Here is a 16,928-nt window from a genome sequence, read left to right as displayed (position 1 = left end):
TACATTCAATTATCTAATTTCCTCCTGTTCCGGTTCCGTCTTCAGGTTTTACTCCTTCTCCGGGTTTTGGAACATAGTCAAAACTTAAAATTTTACACTCAGTACGACGATTGTATTGATGCAATTTCTCAAACATCGGTTTATTGGTTTTATAGGTGTTGATGTATTTTTCTGTAAGCAAGGTACGTGTTGTATCACCAGGCGCTTTTACTTCAACTAAGGTGAATGGTGTAGTTTCACCATATCCTTTTGGCACAAAACGTTCAGCAGGCAATCCTCTTTCATTTACCAGATAATTGATACAAGATTGAGCACGGCGTTGTGAAAGATCTTGATTTGCTTTATCATTACCACGGCTGTCAGTGTGCGAACCTAACTCAACTATGATGTTAGGATATTCAACCATCAAATTATACAAGTAGTTCAATGAGTCTTTTGAATTCACTGAATCATTCACCTGCAATTCAGCACTACCTAAGTCATAACGCACCTCAGGCAAACGAATTGGTTTTTTAATACCAAGCACCTTCAAGTCACGAATAACACGGGTATTTGTTTCAACCCCCACAGTAGTAAACGCATCTTTTGTTCCCAGATATTGTTTCAATACACCATCAACTTCAATGGTCCAAGTAGCACCTGGTTCAATATATCTTGTTCCGTCAGTTTTAACAGACATTGAGATTCTACCGTTGGCATCTGTAGTCATAACATAGTTTGATCCGTCAGAACCAATGATTGTTACTTTAGCACCAATAATTGGCTCACCACTTTCTTGATCAGAAACGATGATATCCAAATCAACTAAAATTGGAGGCAAATAAAAATCCCAGATATCTTGTGAGTTTTCACCTTTAGAACCATTGCGGTTTGATGAAATAAATCCGCGTTCAATTTTTCCTGACTCAGTATAGATGATATGATAGTCATCACGGCAAGAGTTCATTGGATAACCAAGGTTTGTTGGATTTTCCCATTTGTTTTCTTCTCCAACTCGGGCAGCTTTGTAGATATCTAAACCACCAAGTCCAACCATTCCGTCAGAGGCGTAGAATAATTCACCGTTTGGTCCCCAGGTTGGGAAACAATCATTGCCCGGTGTATTTACTTCAGGGCCTAAGTTTACAGGCAATGACCATGATTCAGAACGTTTGTCATAGGTGGTGATCCAAAGATCTAATCCACCATAACCACCGGCCATATTTGAAGAAAAGATGAGTGATTTTCCATCAGCCGTAATACATGGGTGACCCACGTGAGTTGAATCGTGATCTTTTAATTTAATGAGTACCGGTTCATCCCAGTCATCTCCTTTTTTCTCAACCATGTAAATATCACAACCCAAACGCATTTTTTCAGCAGATGGACAACGAGTGAAGTACATTATTTTACCACGGCTGTCAAAGCAGGCTGTTCCTTCATTGTCTGTTGTATTTACCGGTGCAGGTAGCGGTTGTGGCTGACCCCAGTTATTTTTTTTGTCAATTGGAGTTACCCAAATATCCATATAATTTTGTCCGGTAATTGGATCAATCATTTCACCTGATGAACCTGCACGAGAAGAAGAAAAGTACATCTCAGTTCCACGCGGACCAATAATAGGCGCATAATCAAATTCAGCCGTATTTAATTTGGTCACATTTGACATCTGGTGTTTTGTGGCAGATTTTTCAGTAGTCTCTTTATATTTTTCACAAGACTCAATGCGTACTTTGGTAATAGGATCGCCAGGCGCCAGTTTATCATATTTCAGATAATTTTCTTTTGCCTCATCATGTTTGCATTGTGCCATTTCCATCTCGGCAAGATAGAAGTACACTTTTGGTTCTACTTCATAATATTTAAGCAAGATTGCTTTTTCATACTGCTGCTCGGCTGCAGCAAAATCATGAAGAAGCTTATAACAGGTTGCAGACATATAAGCAAAGTATGCTTTTTTCATTCTGGCCTTGTCGTTCTTAGGATCCACCTTTTCTGAGGCTTTCTTGTATGCGTCAGCAGCCTCGGCGTAGGCTCCTGCTTGCCACAATTGTTCAGCCTCTTTGGCGTAGTTCCTTGTCTCAGCTTGAGACAATGCAGCGGTACTTAAACTCAGCAAAGCAACTAATGTAACTAAGAACTTAATTGACTTCATAAAATAGTTTTAGTTTTAGATAAGCGTTTTTTATAAGAGGCGAAAATAACAAATATTTTTAATTATTCACATATTTTCAGAGAATTTGAAACTGTTTAGTCAGGCACATTCTGGCTATATGTACGCCATTTTTCAAGCAGTTTTTGAAAGTTTTCAGGCAGTTCAGAATTAAAATCCATCCATTGACCCGTGCGTGGATGCTTAAATCCCAATGTTTTAGCATGTAATGCTTGACCCGGAATCAATTTAAACGCATTATCAATAAACTGTTTGTATTTTGTAAACGTGGTTCCCTTAATAATTTTATCTCCGCCGTATTCAGGATCATGAAATAATGGATGACCAATATGCTGAAAATGCACTCTGATTTGATGTGTTCTGCCGGTTTCTAATTTACATTCAACTAAGGTGACGTATCTGAAACGCTCAACTACTTTATAATGTGTAACAGCAGGTTTTCCGTGAGATCCGTCTTCATAAACGCAAAATACTTTACGATTTTTTTGTGATCGTCCTATATTTCCTTCAATGGTACCGGTTTCATCTTGTACGTCACCCCAAACCAACGCATAATAACGGCGGTCAGAGGTGCGATCATAAAATTGTTTTGCCAAATGAGTCAGCGCAATTTCTGTTTTAGCTATCACCAGCAAGCCTGTAGTATTTTTATCAATACGATGCACTAGGCCCGGTCTGCCATAATAATCATCTGCTTTTTTTGGCAAATTTTCAAAATGATAAAGCAATCCATTCAACAAAGTACCGGTGTAATTGCCGTAACCGGGATGCACCACCATGTCTGAAGGTTTATTCACGACAACTAGGTCATCATCTTCATACACAATATTAATGGGAATATTTTCAGGAATCAATTCCAGCTCACGCACCGGAAAAGGCAACACGATAGAGATTTCATCTTTTGCCCTGACTTTGTAATTGGGTTTAACCGGTTTTCCGTTGACAATAAGATTGTCTGCATGGGCTAAATCCTGAATTCTGGTGCGTGATACATTGGGTACACGATCCATCAAGAATTTATCAATGCGAATAGAGTCCTGACCAGGATCCACTATAAAACGAAAGTGCTCAAAAAGCTCATCTCCCTCAGTGGAAGAAGTAAAAGTGTCGTCTATTTCAGACTCATCATCAGGATTCATTATTCTTTGATCAGTTTACCAGTGTACAAAGATACACCATTTGCTGACCTTACATCCACAATGAAAATTCCGGTATTCAAATTTGAGATATCTATGGTAGATTCATTGGTTGAAGAATACACCAACCGACCTGTCATATCGTACACTGAAACTTGGTATTCAGTTTCCGTAGTATTTATATACACCACATCTTTCGCAGGATTTGGATAAATACTTGTTTGTGATATCTCAGCTTCATCTTCAACACTCAACGTATAGTTCATGGAGGTACTGTAAACCGGTCTGATCATTACAGATGATTGAAATGAAGATGTTTGCCAGGTACCTGTAACATTGCGGAAAATTTTATCTCCATTGCTGATGTTTCTATCTAAACCAATGTTCAAACTTGCTGATTCAACCTGCTCCCAACCAATGTAAAAAGTTTCTGGCACAGCCACTTTTTGACCATCCATAAAAGTATAGTATCTGAACGCATTTATGCCTCCGCTATATTCAGGACTATTGGTGTTAAAATAGTCATCTTGATAAATGATATTGCCCGGTTGCCCTCCATTATCATCCCAAATGGTGATCAGAAAAATTTTGTCTGAGTGATTATCTACACTAGGTACCCAATACATCAATACACCGGCAAGTGAATCTTCTTCATACGCCGTGTACTTTATGGCAAGCAATGAGTGACTACCTGTTATTCCGTAAGCCGCTTCAGCTGAACCATCATCATAAGCATAATAGTTTCTAAAATCTTGTACGTGATAAGTGGTATCATTCACATCATACACATTTGAACCACTTACGGCAGCATCAATATTAATTTTTACATGAAACTCAGCTTGCGGATCAGTGGTTACACTCTGATTAATGGTATAATTACTTGCCAGTGGATATGGATATTTATTCAAGCCAAGTTCCCAGTTTCCTGTCCACTCACTGGTGATAGCCGGATTTGCCAACACATAAGGGCTGCCACCTTGCAGCACACCCATGTAGGCAACTTCCATACCTCCATTTGCAAAATTTGTTGGCGTGAGGTCACTATTGTACACGCGCAATTTCAACGTGCCTAGCATTTTGTCAGCTGCGTTTGCATTTTTAAAATGATCCCATGGAACAGCGGTATAGGTATCAAGGATGGAATTGATTGGTTCTGATACTGCAAGATCTGAAAAATTAGATACCGTAATCAAATCATTGTCTTTTAAATTTACATAATCAATATGCCAATGATCTAACATACCTGAAGTTGAGGCGTAATTTCTGAATCTGAAACGGAATCCATCGTCCAATGCTGCTGAAGGAATTGCCCAATGTGCGGTATCCCAAATATCTGTAGTTCCACCTCCAACAGCATACCATTGGCTTGGAAACCACGCATTAGAATCAGGCAACCACCAATCAAGCAACAAAGAGTCAATTGCTTCAGGCGCATCACCCCAGCCCTCAGCTTGATAAATAAATGTGAGATACACATTCGTTTTTCCGGCTAGATTTATGGGACGTGAAGTCAACACATCAGCTTCTTCATGTGCGCTGGTATTGCCCCAATCATAAGGCCAGCCATTTTCATCAACCCCATCTAATGTTGCAACACCTAATGACCATGGCGTAACGGCATAACGATAATTATGGTAGGCATAGTCATCAACCCAAATAGTGTTTGGATCAGTATAATCTACAAAAAATACATTTGCAGAATCTTGCACAAAATCAGGTGATGCCGTGTAGAAAATAGTATCCTGGTCAGGGTCAGGCACCCCGTCAATGATGGAATCAATGAGCACGTAACATTCTTGATACAGTGTTCTCAACTGACCGCTAACTGGGTAAACATCTAAATTATTTACCCAAACCTGATTTGGAATAAAATAATCCGACGTTACAGTCGGAATTCCCACCACAACTGAGACAGTATCAATGCGCGCGTGAGATGAATCACAAAAAATTAAGGACGGGTTTTGCGGAATTGTATTGGTATTATCCATCAGACGGTAATACCATTGAGAGGTCACATTTCCATCAGAATAATTTGCGTTGTAGGGTACAAATTTATTGATAGAAAAATCATCCCAAACAGGTAAATCAAGCGTGTCAATTGCATAGATAAAAGTGCTGTCAATGGCTGTACTCGCTTTTTGTTGATTCGTTTTTTTTACAATATGCGGATTGCCGAGTAAGGGTGTCATTATTTCCGTTTCGGGCTGCGCCAGCAACACGGTTGAAACAAAAACAGACAATAAAGAGAGCGTAGCTTTCATGACTTCAATACAAAATTATCCGCCAATGGTTGCCCATACCGTGATGGTACTACCGGCTGCAACACTGATACCTTCACCGCCGGCAGGACTTTGGTTAGAAATGATGGCGCGAGAATAATCAGCTTCTGTTGCGCAGGATTCACACATGGGTGCAAGAATCAGCGTCAGGGTCTTTAAACGTTCCTGCGCTTCAATTATTGTGAGGCCAACTAAATTAGGTAGCGGAGTTGTTTCACCGGTGTTACCTTTTGCAACGACCAATTCAATACGACTACCCTTTGGAATTCTTGTCCCTTCCTTGATTGGTTTACCATCAAACAACTGCGCCAACACAAAATCTTTTCCTTCGGGGGCAGGCTTATAGGTGATGGTAGTTCTGAAACCCATAGATCCCAATGTAGTTTCAGCCATGCGCTTAGACATATCAACCACTTTAGGCATGGTTAACATTTTGGGTGAATTAGGAACAACCGAAAGCTGTACGGTGCGGCCAGATTTTACATACATGCCCGTTGAATCGGTTGGGCGCGGATATTGCCAGCAAATGGTTCCTTTTGGCCATTCATCCATGTAGACTGAATCTTTTATTTCATAGCTGATATCAGTGCCCGCTATTAATGCATCCAAATCATCTACGTGCACTTTATAAAACGAAGGTACTTTCACTTGTTCACCAAAATCAGTTGTCCATTTCAAGTACCATGATTCCAGCAGAACTACAAGAATCCATACCCCGATAATAAACAAGATATGTTTGAGGTATCTTTTGCTGATGAAAAATTTGAAAAATGCCTTCATGTTTTATTATTGTAAAAAAGCAATCGTCGCCAAAGATACACAATATGTGCTATTGAGGAAATGGTTTGCAAGTATGCTTTCTGAGTATTTATTATCCGCAGCATTAAACTAGGAATTTGGATGAAAATCCTGTTACAATTAGTTGCCCCATAATAAACACCTTGACAACTGGAATAATAGTTCAGCAAAATTCACAGATAAACATGTACCAAAAGGGAAATAAAAAATAATCAGAAAAGGAGTCTTAACCAGAGCTCCTTTTTTTTATCCTCTTGTCAATTCTTTGAAAACATCTTCCATACTTTTTTCTTCAATGCGCATGGTGAGTATGAGGAGATTGTTCTTTTGTGCAAACCGGGCAATATCAGCACGAACATCACTGTTTGCCTCAAAAAGCCACTGGTTATTTTCAAGATGTTTGATGTTGCGCACTTGATCAATTTGTTTCAATTGTGATTTAGTTGTTGCCTGTTCAAACTCTACAAAAATGGTCAGGTTTTTTTCATCCTTATGCTGGATGTGTCCTGTGGTGTCATCAGCAACAATTTTTCCGTCTTTGATAATAATTACCCTATCACAAATTGCCTCTACCTCTTGCATGATATGAGTTGAAAGCATCACCGTTTTTGTTTTACCAATATGGGTAATCACTTGTCTTATATCTACCAATTGATTTGGATCAAGTCCGCTTGTAGGTTCATCTAAAATAAGCACGTCCGGGTCATGAATGATGGCTTGCGCCAGACCAACCCGCTGCCTGTATCCTTTTGAAAGAGCACCAATTTTTTTGTTTTGTTCTTTCTCTAAACCAACCAACGCTATCATGTCTTTTACGCGTTGAGATTTGTTTTTTAGTTTGTAGATACCCGCAGTGAAATCAAGATATTCTTTCACGTACATATCAAGATACAATGGATTGTGCTCTGGCAAATAACCAACATGTCTACGCACTTCAATACTGTCTTCATCCACATCAATACCACACACTTTCACTTCACCTGAAGTTTTAGGAATAAAGCAGGTGATAATTTTCATCATCGTTGATTTACCCGCTCCATTTGGACCAAGAAAACCAATAATTTCACCACTGTTTATTTTAAATGATACATCATTCAATGCGGCTTGTTTGCCATAATACTTGAAAACATTTTTTACTTCTATAGACATGGAAAAAAACTAAACTCAGTGCTTGTTACGAAGGTAAACGTTTTTTAGGCAAAAGGATACACTGCTCAGTAATTTAGTTAAGAGAAAAATGTTGAATATTATAGTGGTCAGAGATCAATGAAGATATCGTTCACCAAAACTTCAGCAGCCAAATCTGAAAGAAACATGCAACAAAAACCAGCAAACGAACGCTGAAATGAAGTGTCATCAACCCACAGCGTGCCAACGCTGAAAGAAAACCAAACAAAACATCAGCATGCAACGCTTATCAACTAAAGACAACAAAACATCAGTGTGCAACACTGATGAATAAAATAACTAAACCGTCTCCGCAATCCTCCTAGTCTCGCTACTTCCTCTCTCCCTCGGAGAGAGGAATGAGGAGAGAGGACAAATAAAAATCCCTAATCGTCTCAACCAACGGCCGGCACGTATGATTCAATTCCCGTTTTGCTTTATCATTCCGCATGTTCGGATGTCCAAGTTTCAGTGCAGTAATTGCTTCAATAGTGAAAACAGGATTTGCTTTCTTGATTTTTCCATACCATTTCACAAAAGGCAATAACATTTTGAGAAACCAAAAAGGCATCACCCTACGCGGCGTTTTTTTTCCACTCGCTTCTTGTACCACTTTAGCAAAATTTTTCATGGAATAATATTCGCCTGAGAGTAGATAAATTTCTCCATCTCTGCCTATGTCTATAGATGATGCAATGGTTTCAGAAATATCTCTAACGTCAATAAAATTATACCCACCCGGAGGTAGAACAGGAATCTTCTGATGGTAAAAATCCAGTAACGCTTTGCCTATTTCAGATGGACGAAAATCAAATGGCCCGATTACAGAACTTGGTCTAACAACAAAACCACTCAACTTACCTGACTTGAAATACTCTAGTATTAATTGTTCTCCCGTTGATTTAGAAAAGTCGTATGCAAAAGATCCTTTTTGTTTATAGGGTCTGGTTTCATCAAACGGAGTTTCAAAAGGTAATTCCATCACAGCATGCGTACTACTTACGTGAATAAGGCGTTTGACTTTATGCTTAACGCAAGCCTCTGCAATATTTTTCGGTCCTTCAGTATTTGTTTTATGCACAATACCGGTTGGATCACCGTGAATACTAATAATAGCAGCGGAATGAATAATGTAATCACAATCTTTCACAAAGGCGTCTACGGCATTTACATCTAACACATCACCTGGAAATTTTTCAACATTCAAGTCATCAAACGGTCTGCAATCATTGCGGTGAAGTACCCGCACGGTATATCCTTTCTCAAGTAATTTTCTGCAAACCACATTTCCCAAATGACCACTTGCACCTGTTACTCCAACGCGCATATTTTTATGTGTATTAAAATCAAGTAAACTAACTTATTTGGCATAGCCGATATGAAACAATGCATCACCTTGATTCACTACCGGTTTATTATTATGTCCGAAAATAATTCCTTTTTTACGCGCCCGTACCTTAGTTTCAGGTCCGCCGTATGGATCAGTAATTATTCCTAACACCTCCCCTTTTTTCACCGTTTCACCAGAAACTTTATAGTGGATAAATACTCCAGACCTGTGTGCACGCAGCCAGGTAGTAGTTTCAAAAACGGTAGTTTCTATAGGAGGCGGTTCAGATTTTATCATTCCACGGTGCGCCAATACGCATACAATTCCGCGCAAACCTTCATTGATTGAAAATTCATCCATGCGTAGAGATTCACCACCCTCAAAAACAACAATGGGAATGCCTTTGGCGTGGGCAGCTTTTCTGAATGAATTGGTAATGAGACCGGTTTTTACAATGAGCGGCATGTTAAATTCATGCGCAAGTTTCATGCTTTCTTCATCATCACGATACGCCCTTGCTTGCGGAAAATTATACACGCTTGCACCGCCAGTATGAAAATCCAAACCGAAATCACACAAAGGTAAAATATCATGGGTCAAGGTGTAAGCAATACGAGAAGCCAGCGAACCTTTTTTGCTTCCCGGAAAACTTCGGTTCACATCTTTACCATCTGGAAAACCACGGGAGAAATTAATGAATCCGTAAATATTCAAAAGTGGAATAGCAATGACAGAACCTTTGCGCAATTTTTTAAACATGCCATTTTTTACTGCGCGCCTTACTATTTCAATTCCATTGATTTCATCACCATGAATACCGCCGATAACCAACATGGTGGGACCTGGTTTTTTACTGCGATAAACATGGGCAAATAAATTTACGGTATTACCTGAAGGCAGGCTGGCAACAGGAATTCGAAGGGTTGCATTTTTTCCGGGTAATACTTCGTAGTTATTAATTATCATTTTTTTAAACGCTCTAAAAGATCAATGATTTCTTCTGCAATTTTTATTTCAGATACACGCTCAATTCCTTCAAGACCCGGAGATGAATTCACTTCAATCACCATTGGTCCTTTTTTACTGCGCAGAATATCAACGCCTGCAACCTGAAGATTGAGAGCTTTTACTGATTTAATTGCCATTTCTTTTTCACCGGGAGTAAGCTCCACTTTTTCACCGCGTCCGCCGCGATGCAGATTAGATCTGAAATCGTCTCCACCTGCAATGCGCATCATGGTGGCAACTATTTTGCTTCCAACTACAAAAACGCGCAAATCTTTTCCACTGAATTCTTCAATATATTCTTGCAAAATAATTTTACTTTTTTTCTCCATGAAATGACTGAGTGTTTCTGTTGCGGCAGCTTCGTCTTTCACTTTATAAACACCTAAACCTTGAGTACCCTCAAGTACTTTGATGATGAAAGGATAACCCAATTTGCTTTGCACTATTTTTTTTGCATAAAACAAATCGTTAGAGAAATAGGTAGTTGGAATCTGAATATCATTTGCAGCCAAAAATTGTAAACTTCTAAACTTATCTCTTGAATTGAGAATGGCAATAGAATCATTCAGCGTTTGTACACCCATTTGTTCAAAATGCCTTACCACAGTTGAACCGTAAAAGGTAACAGAGCTGCCAATGCGAGGAATAATAAAATCAGGTTTGGGGAGAATTTCTTCATTGTAAACAATTTTGCATTGTCCTTTTTCAATGAGCAGATCACACTCCATGTGATCAATGATGCGAACGGTGTGTCCTTTTGCAACAGCGGCCTTATAAATACGTAACGTACTGTACAGTTTTGGCCCGCGGGATAAAATGTAAATGAGCATGATGAGGTTACTTGGTCATAAATGTAGAAAAAAAGACTTGAGTGGAATACCAGAACGATACATAGGTTTTCAGAAGGTTATTGCTAATAATTATTTTACAGAGATCGAATCAAGGTTGACTATCTTTGTGCCAAGCTATGAAAACTGACAACAGGGCCTGGCTCATATTGATCCTTCTTGCCCTTGTTTGGGGATCTTCTTTTATTCTCATGAAACGCAGCATGTACCCGGTTTCTGATGAGATGGTGCTTGATCCATATCAGGTTGGGGCTTTGCGTATTGTGCTGGCGGGCACACTCATGCTTCCTTTTGCTATTAAAAACTTTTCATTTCTTACCCGTAAAGATTTTATTTATTTAGCTGTTGTAGGGGTTTGCGGAAATCTTTTACCCGCAACTTTGTTTACCGTTGCAGAAACCGTCATTGACAGTTCACTGGCAGGTATGTTGAATATGGGTACCTCATTTTTTGTTGTGCTAATAGGAATCATTTTCTACAAATCCAATCCAACCAAATATCAATATGCAGGTTTAATTTTAGGCGCTACAGGGCTTTACCTGATTTTGCATGCGCAAATCCGTTTTGAATTCAGCCAAGTTGGATATGCTTTGCTGATACTACTTGCAACCTTGATGTATGCTACAAGTTTGACCACCATTAAATTCAAATTACAGCATTTGGCACCCATGACAATAACCTCGCTGGCGTTTTTCATTATTCTTTGGCCGGCTCTTATTGCAGCTTTCTGGTTTGACGCGTTTAGCCCAGTAATATCACATCCTGACGGCATCAAAGCATTTGGTTTCCTTTCTATTCTATCTGTTGTAGGCACTGCAATAGCGGTGTTTCTGTTTAATAAAATGGTTTCTATTTCAAATCCCATCTTTGCATCAGGGGTTACTTATCTGATGCCGGTTGTGGCTATTTTATTTGGTTTACTTGATGGAGATGACTTCAAATTCGTCAATATTCTATGGATTTTACTGATAATCTCCGGAGTATGGCTGTTAAATAACGGTCCCCGAAAATTTGCCAAATAATTGGCGCGCTGTGATTTTGTAAGAAAATCTTATTATCTTTGCCGTCCCTAATTAAAAAACAAATTTGGTATGTACGCAATTGTAGAAATAGCGGGCCAGCAATTTAAAGTTGCAAAAGACCAGCAGATTTTCGTACATCGGTTAGATGCAAAAGAAGGAGATAAAGTTGATTTCTCTACCGTGCTTTTAACTGATAACGACGGAAAAGTAAATGTTGGCGCCCCGGCTATCAATGGAGCAAAAGTCTCTGCTTCAGTGTTAAGACACGTTAAAGGAGACAGAGTCCTTGTTTATCACAAAAAACGCAGAAAAGGACATGAAAAATTGAACGGACACAGACAATCGTTCACTGAAATTAAGATTACAGATATTCAAGCATCATAAAAATTTTAAGCCATGGCACATAAGAAAGGGGTCGGTAGTTCAGCCAACGGACGTGAGTCTGAATCAAAGAGACTCGGAGTAAAAATATTCGGCGGCCAGGCCGCTATAGCTGGCAACATCATTGTTCGCCAACGTGGAACACAACATCACCCAGGTGATAATGTAGGGATTGGTAAAGACCATACCCTTTTCGCTTTGATTGATGGTATTGTAGAATTCAGAAAGAAAAGAAATAACCGTTCATTTGTTTCTGTTCTTCCTTTTACTGAAGAGAAAAACTAAGCCTGATTAATTAATACAAAATTCAGGAAATCCTCCGTTTTCAGAACGGGGGATTTTTTTTATCAATCTCCAACACAAGTTCTCAAAGCCGCTTTGAAATCTGTGTGTTTGAAAACATAACCCGTTTTTTGTATTTTATCCGATGAAATTTTATTGCCTGTTAATACAAGTGAACTCATCTCACCCAAAATTAATTTCAGTATCCATCCGGGAACAGCAGGCAACCATACTTTCTTTTTTAATACCAAGGCAATGTCTTTAGTAAGTTGAGCATTGGAAATAAATTGTGGAGCCACGGCGTTAAAAGAACCGGAAAGCGATTTATTTTCAAGTAAGGTTAAGTACACATTGCACAAATCTTCTATATGAATCCATGGAAAAAATTGTGTGCCTTTACCAAGCACTGCACCAAAATTCCATTTAAACGGTGTCAGCATTTTTTTTAATACCTCAGCTTGTGGGGCCAATACCACTCCGGTTCGAACCGCTGCAACGCGCACATTTTTTGTTGAAAATACATTTGCCGCTTTTTCCCACTCAACCGTCAACCCGGCTAAAAAATCATCTCCAGCAGCATCATCTTCTTTGAATACTTTTTCAGATGTTTCATTGCCATACCATGCGACCCCAGATGCAGTAATCCATGTTTTCAAATCTTGGTCTGAAAATTTTTCAAATAAGAATTTTGCAGTTTCAATTCTGCTGTCACGCAGTTCTCTTTTCCGCTTTTTTGTCCATCTACCTTCTCCAATACTTGCACCTGCCAGATGAATGATATGATCAACGCGCAGTAGATTTTTCTTTTCGTCACCATTCAATTCGTGATAGGTGATTTGGTCAAAACTTGATTGCGCAGATTTATTTCTTACCAATTGAATAACTTGATATCCTTTATCCTTTAGTGATCTGGAAAGAAATCTTCCAATCAACCCACTTGCGCCAGATATTAAGACAGTTTCTGATGAATGCATAATGCGAATACATTTCTAATCACACCATGAGGTGGTGTCAACTAGTAACATCAGCGAAATAAAATTGTTCGCTCCACTTTATTTTCACCATAAGCATATGGAAGATAATCAAGCGATGGAATTTCTTTGGTGATGATGATATTTGCTTTTTTACCCAAGGTAATTGAACCCAATTGATCGGCAATATCCATCGCATACGCACCATTAATGGTAGTTGCGTTGAATGCCTCAGCCGGAGTCAATTTCATTTGAATGCAAGCTAAAGAATGAATGAACTGCATGTTCCCACTTGGAGTTGAGCCCGGATTAAAATCACTTGCCAGCGCAATAGCTAAATTATTGTTGAGCATTTTTCTCACCGGAGAATATGGAATACCCAAAAAGAATGAACAACCCGGAAGAGCCGTTGCAATAGTGTTTGAAGCGTCCAAAGCTATGATATCATGCTCATCTAACTCTTCTAAATGATCAACCGAAACAGCTCCATGTTTCACGCCAATTTCTACACCTCCCAATACAGAAAATTGATTCACGTGAATTTTTGGGCGAAGACCCGCTTTACCGCCTTCAGTAAGAATTTGATCAAGTTGTTCAGGCGTGAAATAATTTCGCTCACAAAATACATCTATATAATCCGCAAGATTTTCTTTTTGAATTTGTGGCAGCATTTCATTTACAATCAGATCAACATACGCTTGCTGATTCTGTTTATACTCTTGCGGAAAAGCATGCGCACCAAGGAAAGTTGACTTGATGGTGAGCTCAGAAACTTTTTTCAATTCACGAATCACCCGCAACATTTTCAATTCAGCTTCAACTGATAATCCATATCCGCTTTTAATCTCTACTGCACCGGTGCCAAAACTTTTGATCAAGTCAAGTCTCTTCAGCGCAGATTGAATTAATTCATCTTCGGACATCTGAGCAAGTTTGCGTGCAGAATTCAAAATTCCACCTCCCTTTTTTCCAATTTCTTCATAGGTTAACCCGTTGATGCGGTCAACAAATTCACTTTCACGTGTAGCAGCAAAAACGAGATGCGTATGCGAATCACAAAAAGCGGGAAGAACAAATTTTCCGTCGGCATCAATCACTTCAATATTATTCCAATTTGCTAAACCGGCAAGATCTTCCATTTTTCCATAATCAGCAATGAGACCATTATCAACGGCCAGATAGGCATTTTCCAAAACATTCAGTTGACCCAGTGCATCACCTCTTAGTGCCGAAGTATTTCCTTCAAGAATACCGGCAAGACCTTTTATATTTTTTATTAGGATATTTTTCATGCGTTTATATTTTTTCGGTTTTGGTTATTTGATGCGTTTTTTGGAAGGTGCTCATAACGGTAGTCCGTTCAAAAACCCCATTCAACCCCAACCGCCTAATTAAAATTAATCAATTAAATGAGTTTTAAGCGATGATTATTTGAGATTTTATAAAAATGATTTGGCTTTTGGCAAAAAAAATCGTGCTGAAAAATTTCTTAAAATTATACAATAGAATATTGATGGTACGCATGAGGGTTGCAAATGAAAATTCATGACGTAGGCGCAGGGCGCGACCTGCGCCTACACGACGATCAAACTTGCAACCCGTTTGGCTCAACCTTAAAAGTGTCGAGTAAGAATATTTCTCGAATTATAATGTACGGTTGTGAAAAATTCCGGCACAGAATGCCAACACAATTTTCCAACAATTAACAGCATAAAAAATTAGATTTTTGACATATTCAATCCAAGGTGAGCACTGAGGTTAGGGCTTAAGGATTTACATAGCATGTGGTGTTAGCCACTGTTTAGTCGAGTTCAATTCAGCCATGAGAACATAGTAAATAGTCCTATTGCAAAAGCTGCGACAGCGATAAGGATTAACGCTAAACAACCAGCTCCGGCGATCCTTCCTAACCAAGTCTGTTTCGGCGGTTCGAATTTTGCATTGACACGTTTTTCAATCGATGGTTGAACATATTGAATCAAAGTGTCACCGTCGATCCATGCGGCATTATATTCAACGTTAATGATCTTCTTTTTCTCGTCGGCGACTATTTCATCTGCGTCCCGTGAAGCTTTGAGCAACTCAGTGGCAAAAAGTTCTAGTCCTTCTTTATTAGCTTTTACAAAACTCTCGCCAGATTCATGGCCGAAGTCAAATATCCCAAAATAAGCGTCTTCCTTCGAATTGCTTGATTCGAGTTGGTCAATGATTTTTTGTAGTTCGTCTTTGTTCAAAGTTTGTCGCTTAAAATTGTTGCTAACCCATCAATAAATATATTAATCTTTCCCAAAAAACTAAACTTATTCATTTTATCTTCTGCAAGGTTATGCACATGAACCAATATCACATCTCTATTGAATGTTTTGCTTTGGATCAGTTTAATACCTACTACTGCTCAAAATGCCAACACAATTTTCCTACAATTAAAAGCATCAAAAATTAGATTTTTGACATATTCAATCCAAGGTGAGCGCTGAGGTTAGGGCTTAAGGCTTTACATAGCAGCCTGTGTTAGCTGTGGTTTTGTATTCTTGTTGTTATAGTTTGATGGAAAGCTGAAGATGTCCACCAAGTCCGAGTTCAACTATTTTCTGAAGAGTCGAAATGCGCACTTCCTTAATATTGTTTTCAATTTTTGAAATATAACCTTTGTTAGTTCCGCACTTTTCGGCAAGTTCTTCCTGAGTCATTCCTTTTTCAAGTCGAGCCTGCTGAATTAGAAAGCCAAGTTTGAACGCTTCATAACCTTTCTCAAGCTTATCACGTTTGGGAGTTCCTTTCTTGCCATATTGTTCTTCAACAAATTGGTCAAGTGTTTTTAAATTACTTTTACTCATAGCTTTTATTTAATTTTTTTGAATTCGTGAATGCCTCGCATTTCTTGCTCATACTCTTTCTTAATTTTTAATGCGCGTTCAATTTCGGACTTCGGTGTTTTTTGCGATTTTTTCTGAAAACCATTTGCAAGCACAATTAATTTTCCGTCATCGAAAAAACAAAAAATCCGATAAATGTCACTTCCTTGCTTAACTCTGATTTCATAAAGTCCATCCGTACCTTCCATGTGTTTAAAATAGTCGGTCGGAATTTGTTTTTGAGTTTCAATTATTCTGAAGGTCCATATGATTTTGTCCTTTACTTTCTGCTTTTGTGATGCATAAAAGTCCGAAAAGTAATTCTTGTACAATTCTACTTTCCTAAGTTTAATCTCACTCATAACGATACAAAGATAAGCAAAGTTGTCCGATTGTACAACTCTGTTTTACGAAAAATTTGGTCGCTTTAAATGCTTTTGCAGTCACAGCTAGCCATCAATAAATATATCAATCTTTCCCAAAAAACTAAACTTATTCATTTTATCTTTTGCAAGGTTATGCACGTTAACCCATATCACCTCTCTATTGATATGTTTTGCTTTGGATCAGTTTAATACCTACTACTGCTCAAAATGCCAACACAATTTTCTAACAATTAACAGCATAAAAAATTAGATTTTTGACATATTCAATCCAAGGTGAGCGCTGAGGTTAGGGCTTAAGGATTTACATAGCGTG

The 16,928-nt window shown here is 38.6% G+C and carries 16 protein-coding genes; 3 read left to right on the top strand and 13 right to left on the bottom strand.

What is annotated here, in order from left to right:
- Positions 1–13 precede the first annotated feature (13 nt).
- The 8 genes from IPH66_00600 to IPH66_00565 form a co-directional block, all read right to left on the bottom strand.
- Positions 14–2,134: an OmpA family protein gene (locus IPH66_00600; protein ID MBK7127851.1), complete on the bottom strand. Its 2,121-nt coding sequence runs from the start codon at positions 2,132–2,134 to the stop codon at positions 14–16.
- 95 nt (positions 2,135–2,229) lie between these two features.
- Positions 2,230–3,291 carry an RluA family pseudouridine synthase gene (locus tag IPH66_00595; protein MBK7127850.1) on the bottom strand — a complete coding sequence of 354 codons (1,062 nt, stop codon included), beginning with the start codon at positions 3,289–3,291 and terminating at the stop codon, positions 2,230–2,232.
- Positions 3,291–5,549, bottom strand: coding sequence for a T9SS type A sorting domain-containing protein (locus tag IPH66_00590; GenBank protein ID MBK7127849.1), 2,259 nt, complete (start codon positions 5,547–5,549; stop codon positions 3,291–3,293). The genes IPH66_00595 and IPH66_00590 overlap by 1 nt, the downstream gene beginning before the upstream one ends.
- Positions 5,550–5,564: 15 nt before the next feature.
- Positions 5,565–6,347 (bottom strand): PASTA domain-containing protein, encoded by a 783-nt coding sequence (locus IPH66_00585; protein ID MBK7127848.1) that lies wholly within the window; start codon positions 6,345–6,347, stop codon positions 5,565–5,567.
- Between the two features lie 264 nt (positions 6,348–6,611).
- Positions 6,612–7,514, bottom strand: a complete 903-nt coding sequence (gldA, locus tag IPH66_00580; protein ID MBK7127847.1) for a gliding motility-associated ABC transporter ATP-binding subunit GldA — start codon at positions 7,512–7,514, stop codon at positions 6,612–6,614.
- Positions 7,515–7,863: 349 nt separating this feature from the next.
- Entirely contained in the window at positions 7,864–8,859 is a 996-nt protein-coding gene (locus IPH66_00575) for an NAD-dependent epimerase/dehydratase family protein (protein MBK7127846.1), read from the bottom strand.
- Between the two features lie 33 nt (positions 8,860–8,892).
- Positions 8,893–9,828, bottom strand: coding sequence for a succinylglutamate desuccinylase/aspartoacylase family protein (locus IPH66_00570; protein ID MBK7127845.1), 936 nt, complete (start codon positions 9,826–9,828; stop codon positions 8,893–8,895).
- Complete coding sequence (locus IPH66_00565; GenBank protein MBK7127844.1) at positions 9,825–10,700, bottom strand: RimK family alpha-L-glutamate ligase; 876 nt, start codon at positions 10,698–10,700, stop codon at positions 9,825–9,827. Before IPH66_00565 ends, IPH66_00570 begins: the two co-directional genes overlap by 4 nt.
- 137 nt (positions 10,701–10,837) lie before the next feature.
- Between IPH66_00565 and IPH66_00560 the strand changes: the two genes are divergently transcribed.
- The 3 genes from IPH66_00560 to rpmA all read left to right on the top strand — a co-directional run bounded on the left by IPH66_00560 (position 10,838) and on the right by rpmA (position 12,406).
- The gene (locus tag IPH66_00560) at positions 10,838–11,740 is read left to right on the top strand and encodes a DMT family transporter (protein ID MBK7127843.1); all 903 of its coding nucleotides are present in this window, start codon (positions 10,838–10,840) and stop codon (positions 11,738–11,740) included.
- Positions 11,741–11,809: 69 nt separating this feature from the next.
- Entirely contained in the window at positions 11,810–12,124 is a 315-nt protein-coding gene (rplU, locus tag IPH66_00555) for a 50S ribosomal protein L21 (GenBank protein MBK7127842.1), read from the top strand.
- A 12-nt stretch (positions 12,125–12,136) separates the two neighbouring features.
- A complete protein-coding gene (gene rpmA, locus IPH66_00550) occupies positions 12,137–12,406 on the top strand; it encodes a 50S ribosomal protein L27 (GenBank protein ID MBK7127841.1) in 270 nt (89 codons plus the stop codon).
- Positions 12,407–12,468: 62 nt separating this feature from the next.
- On the opposite strand, the gene IPH66_00545 is transcribed toward rpmA, so the two are convergent.
- The 5 genes from IPH66_00545 to IPH66_00525 all read right to left on the bottom strand — a co-directional run bounded on the left by IPH66_00545 (position 12,469) and on the right by IPH66_00525 (position 16,591).
- The gene (locus IPH66_00545) at positions 12,469–13,377 is read right to left on the bottom strand and encodes a TIGR01777 family protein (protein ID MBK7127840.1); all 909 of its coding nucleotides are present in this window, start codon (positions 13,375–13,377) and stop codon (positions 12,469–12,471) included.
- A 50-nt stretch (positions 13,378–13,427) separates the two neighbouring features.
- Positions 13,428–14,666, bottom strand: a complete 1,239-nt coding sequence (locus IPH66_00540) for an imidazolonepropionase (GenBank protein ID MBK7127839.1) — start codon at positions 14,664–14,666, stop codon at positions 13,428–13,430.
- A gap of 519 nt (positions 14,667–15,185) precedes the next feature.
- A complete protein-coding gene (locus IPH66_00535) occupies positions 15,186–15,608 on the bottom strand; it encodes a hypothetical protein (GenBank protein MBK7127838.1) in 423 nt (140 codons plus the stop codon).
- 303 nt (positions 15,609–15,911) lie between these two features.
- The gene (locus IPH66_00530; GenBank protein MBK7127837.1) at positions 15,912–16,211 is read right to left on the bottom strand and encodes a helix-turn-helix transcriptional regulator; all 300 of its coding nucleotides are present in this window, start codon (positions 16,209–16,211) and stop codon (positions 15,912–15,914) included.
- A 5-nt stretch (positions 16,212–16,216) separates the two neighbouring features.
- The gene (locus IPH66_00525) at positions 16,217–16,591 is read right to left on the bottom strand and encodes a type II toxin-antitoxin system RelE/ParE family toxin (GenBank protein ID MBK7127836.1); all 375 of its coding nucleotides are present in this window, start codon (positions 16,589–16,591) and stop codon (positions 16,217–16,219) included.
- Between the last annotated feature and the right edge of the window lie 337 nt (positions 16,592–16,928).

Source organism: Crocinitomicaceae bacterium, from assembly GCA_016708105.1.
Lineage (GTDB): Bacteria > Bacteroidota > Bacteroidia > Flavobacteriales_D > Crocinitomicaceae > JADJGJ01.
This window is presented reverse-complemented; position numbering and strand designations above follow the sequence as displayed.

What these genes read in the sequence shown, in the direction of transcription:
- IPH66_00575 (MBK7127846.1), bottom strand. Translation starts at nt 8,859, where the DNA reads ATGCGCGTTGGAGTAACAGGTGCAAGTGGTCATTTGGGAAATGTGGTT.
- IPH66_00530 (MBK7127837.1), bottom strand. Translation starts at nt 16,211, where the DNA reads ATGAGTAAAAGTAATTTAAAAACACTTGACCAATTTGTTGAAGAACAA.
- IPH66_00545 (MBK7127840.1), bottom strand. Translation starts at nt 13,377, where the DNA reads ATGCATTCATCAGAAACTGTCTTAATATCTGGCGCAAGTGGGTTGATT.
- IPH66_00525 (MBK7127836.1), bottom strand. Translation starts at nt 16,591, where the DNA reads ATGAGTGAGATTAAACTTAGGAAAGTAGAATTGTACAAGAATTACTTT.
- IPH66_00600 (MBK7127851.1), bottom strand. Translation starts at nt 2,134, where the DNA reads ATGAAGTCAATTAAGTTCTTAGTTACATTAGTTGCTTTGCTGAGTTTA.
- IPH66_00560 (MBK7127843.1), top strand. Translation starts at nt 10,838, where the DNA reads ATGAAAACTGACAACAGGGCCTGGCTCATATTGATCCTTCTTGCCCTT.
- IPH66_00570 (MBK7127845.1), bottom strand. Translation starts at nt 9,828, where the DNA reads ATGATAATTAATAACTACGAAGTATTACCCGGAAAAAATGCAACCCTT.
- rpmA (MBK7127841.1), top strand. Translation starts at nt 12,137, where the DNA reads ATGGCACATAAGAAAGGGGTCGGTAGTTCAGCCAACGGACGTGAGTCT.
- IPH66_00590 (MBK7127849.1), bottom strand. Translation starts at nt 5,549, where the DNA reads ATGAAAGCTACGCTCTCTTTATTGTCTGTTTTTGTTTCAACCGTGTTG.
- IPH66_00595 (MBK7127850.1), bottom strand. Translation starts at nt 3,291, where the DNA reads ATGAATCCTGATGATGAGTCTGAAATAGACGACACTTTTACTTCTTCC.
- IPH66_00565 (MBK7127844.1), bottom strand. Translation starts at nt 10,700, where the DNA reads ATGCTCATTTACATTTTATCCCGCGGGCCAAAACTGTACAGTACGTTA.
- IPH66_00540 (MBK7127839.1), bottom strand. Translation starts at nt 14,666, where the DNA reads ATGAAAAATATCCTAATAAAAAATATAAAAGGTCTTGCCGGTATTCTT.
- gldA (MBK7127847.1), bottom strand. Translation starts at nt 7,514, where the DNA reads ATGTCTATAGAAGTAAAAAATGTTTTCAAGTATTATGGCAAACAAGCC.
- IPH66_00585 (MBK7127848.1), bottom strand. Translation starts at nt 6,347, where the DNA reads ATGAAGGCATTTTTCAAATTTTTCATCAGCAAAAGATACCTCAAACAT.
- rplU (MBK7127842.1), top strand. Translation starts at nt 11,810, where the DNA reads ATGTACGCAATTGTAGAAATAGCGGGCCAGCAATTTAAAGTTGCAAAA.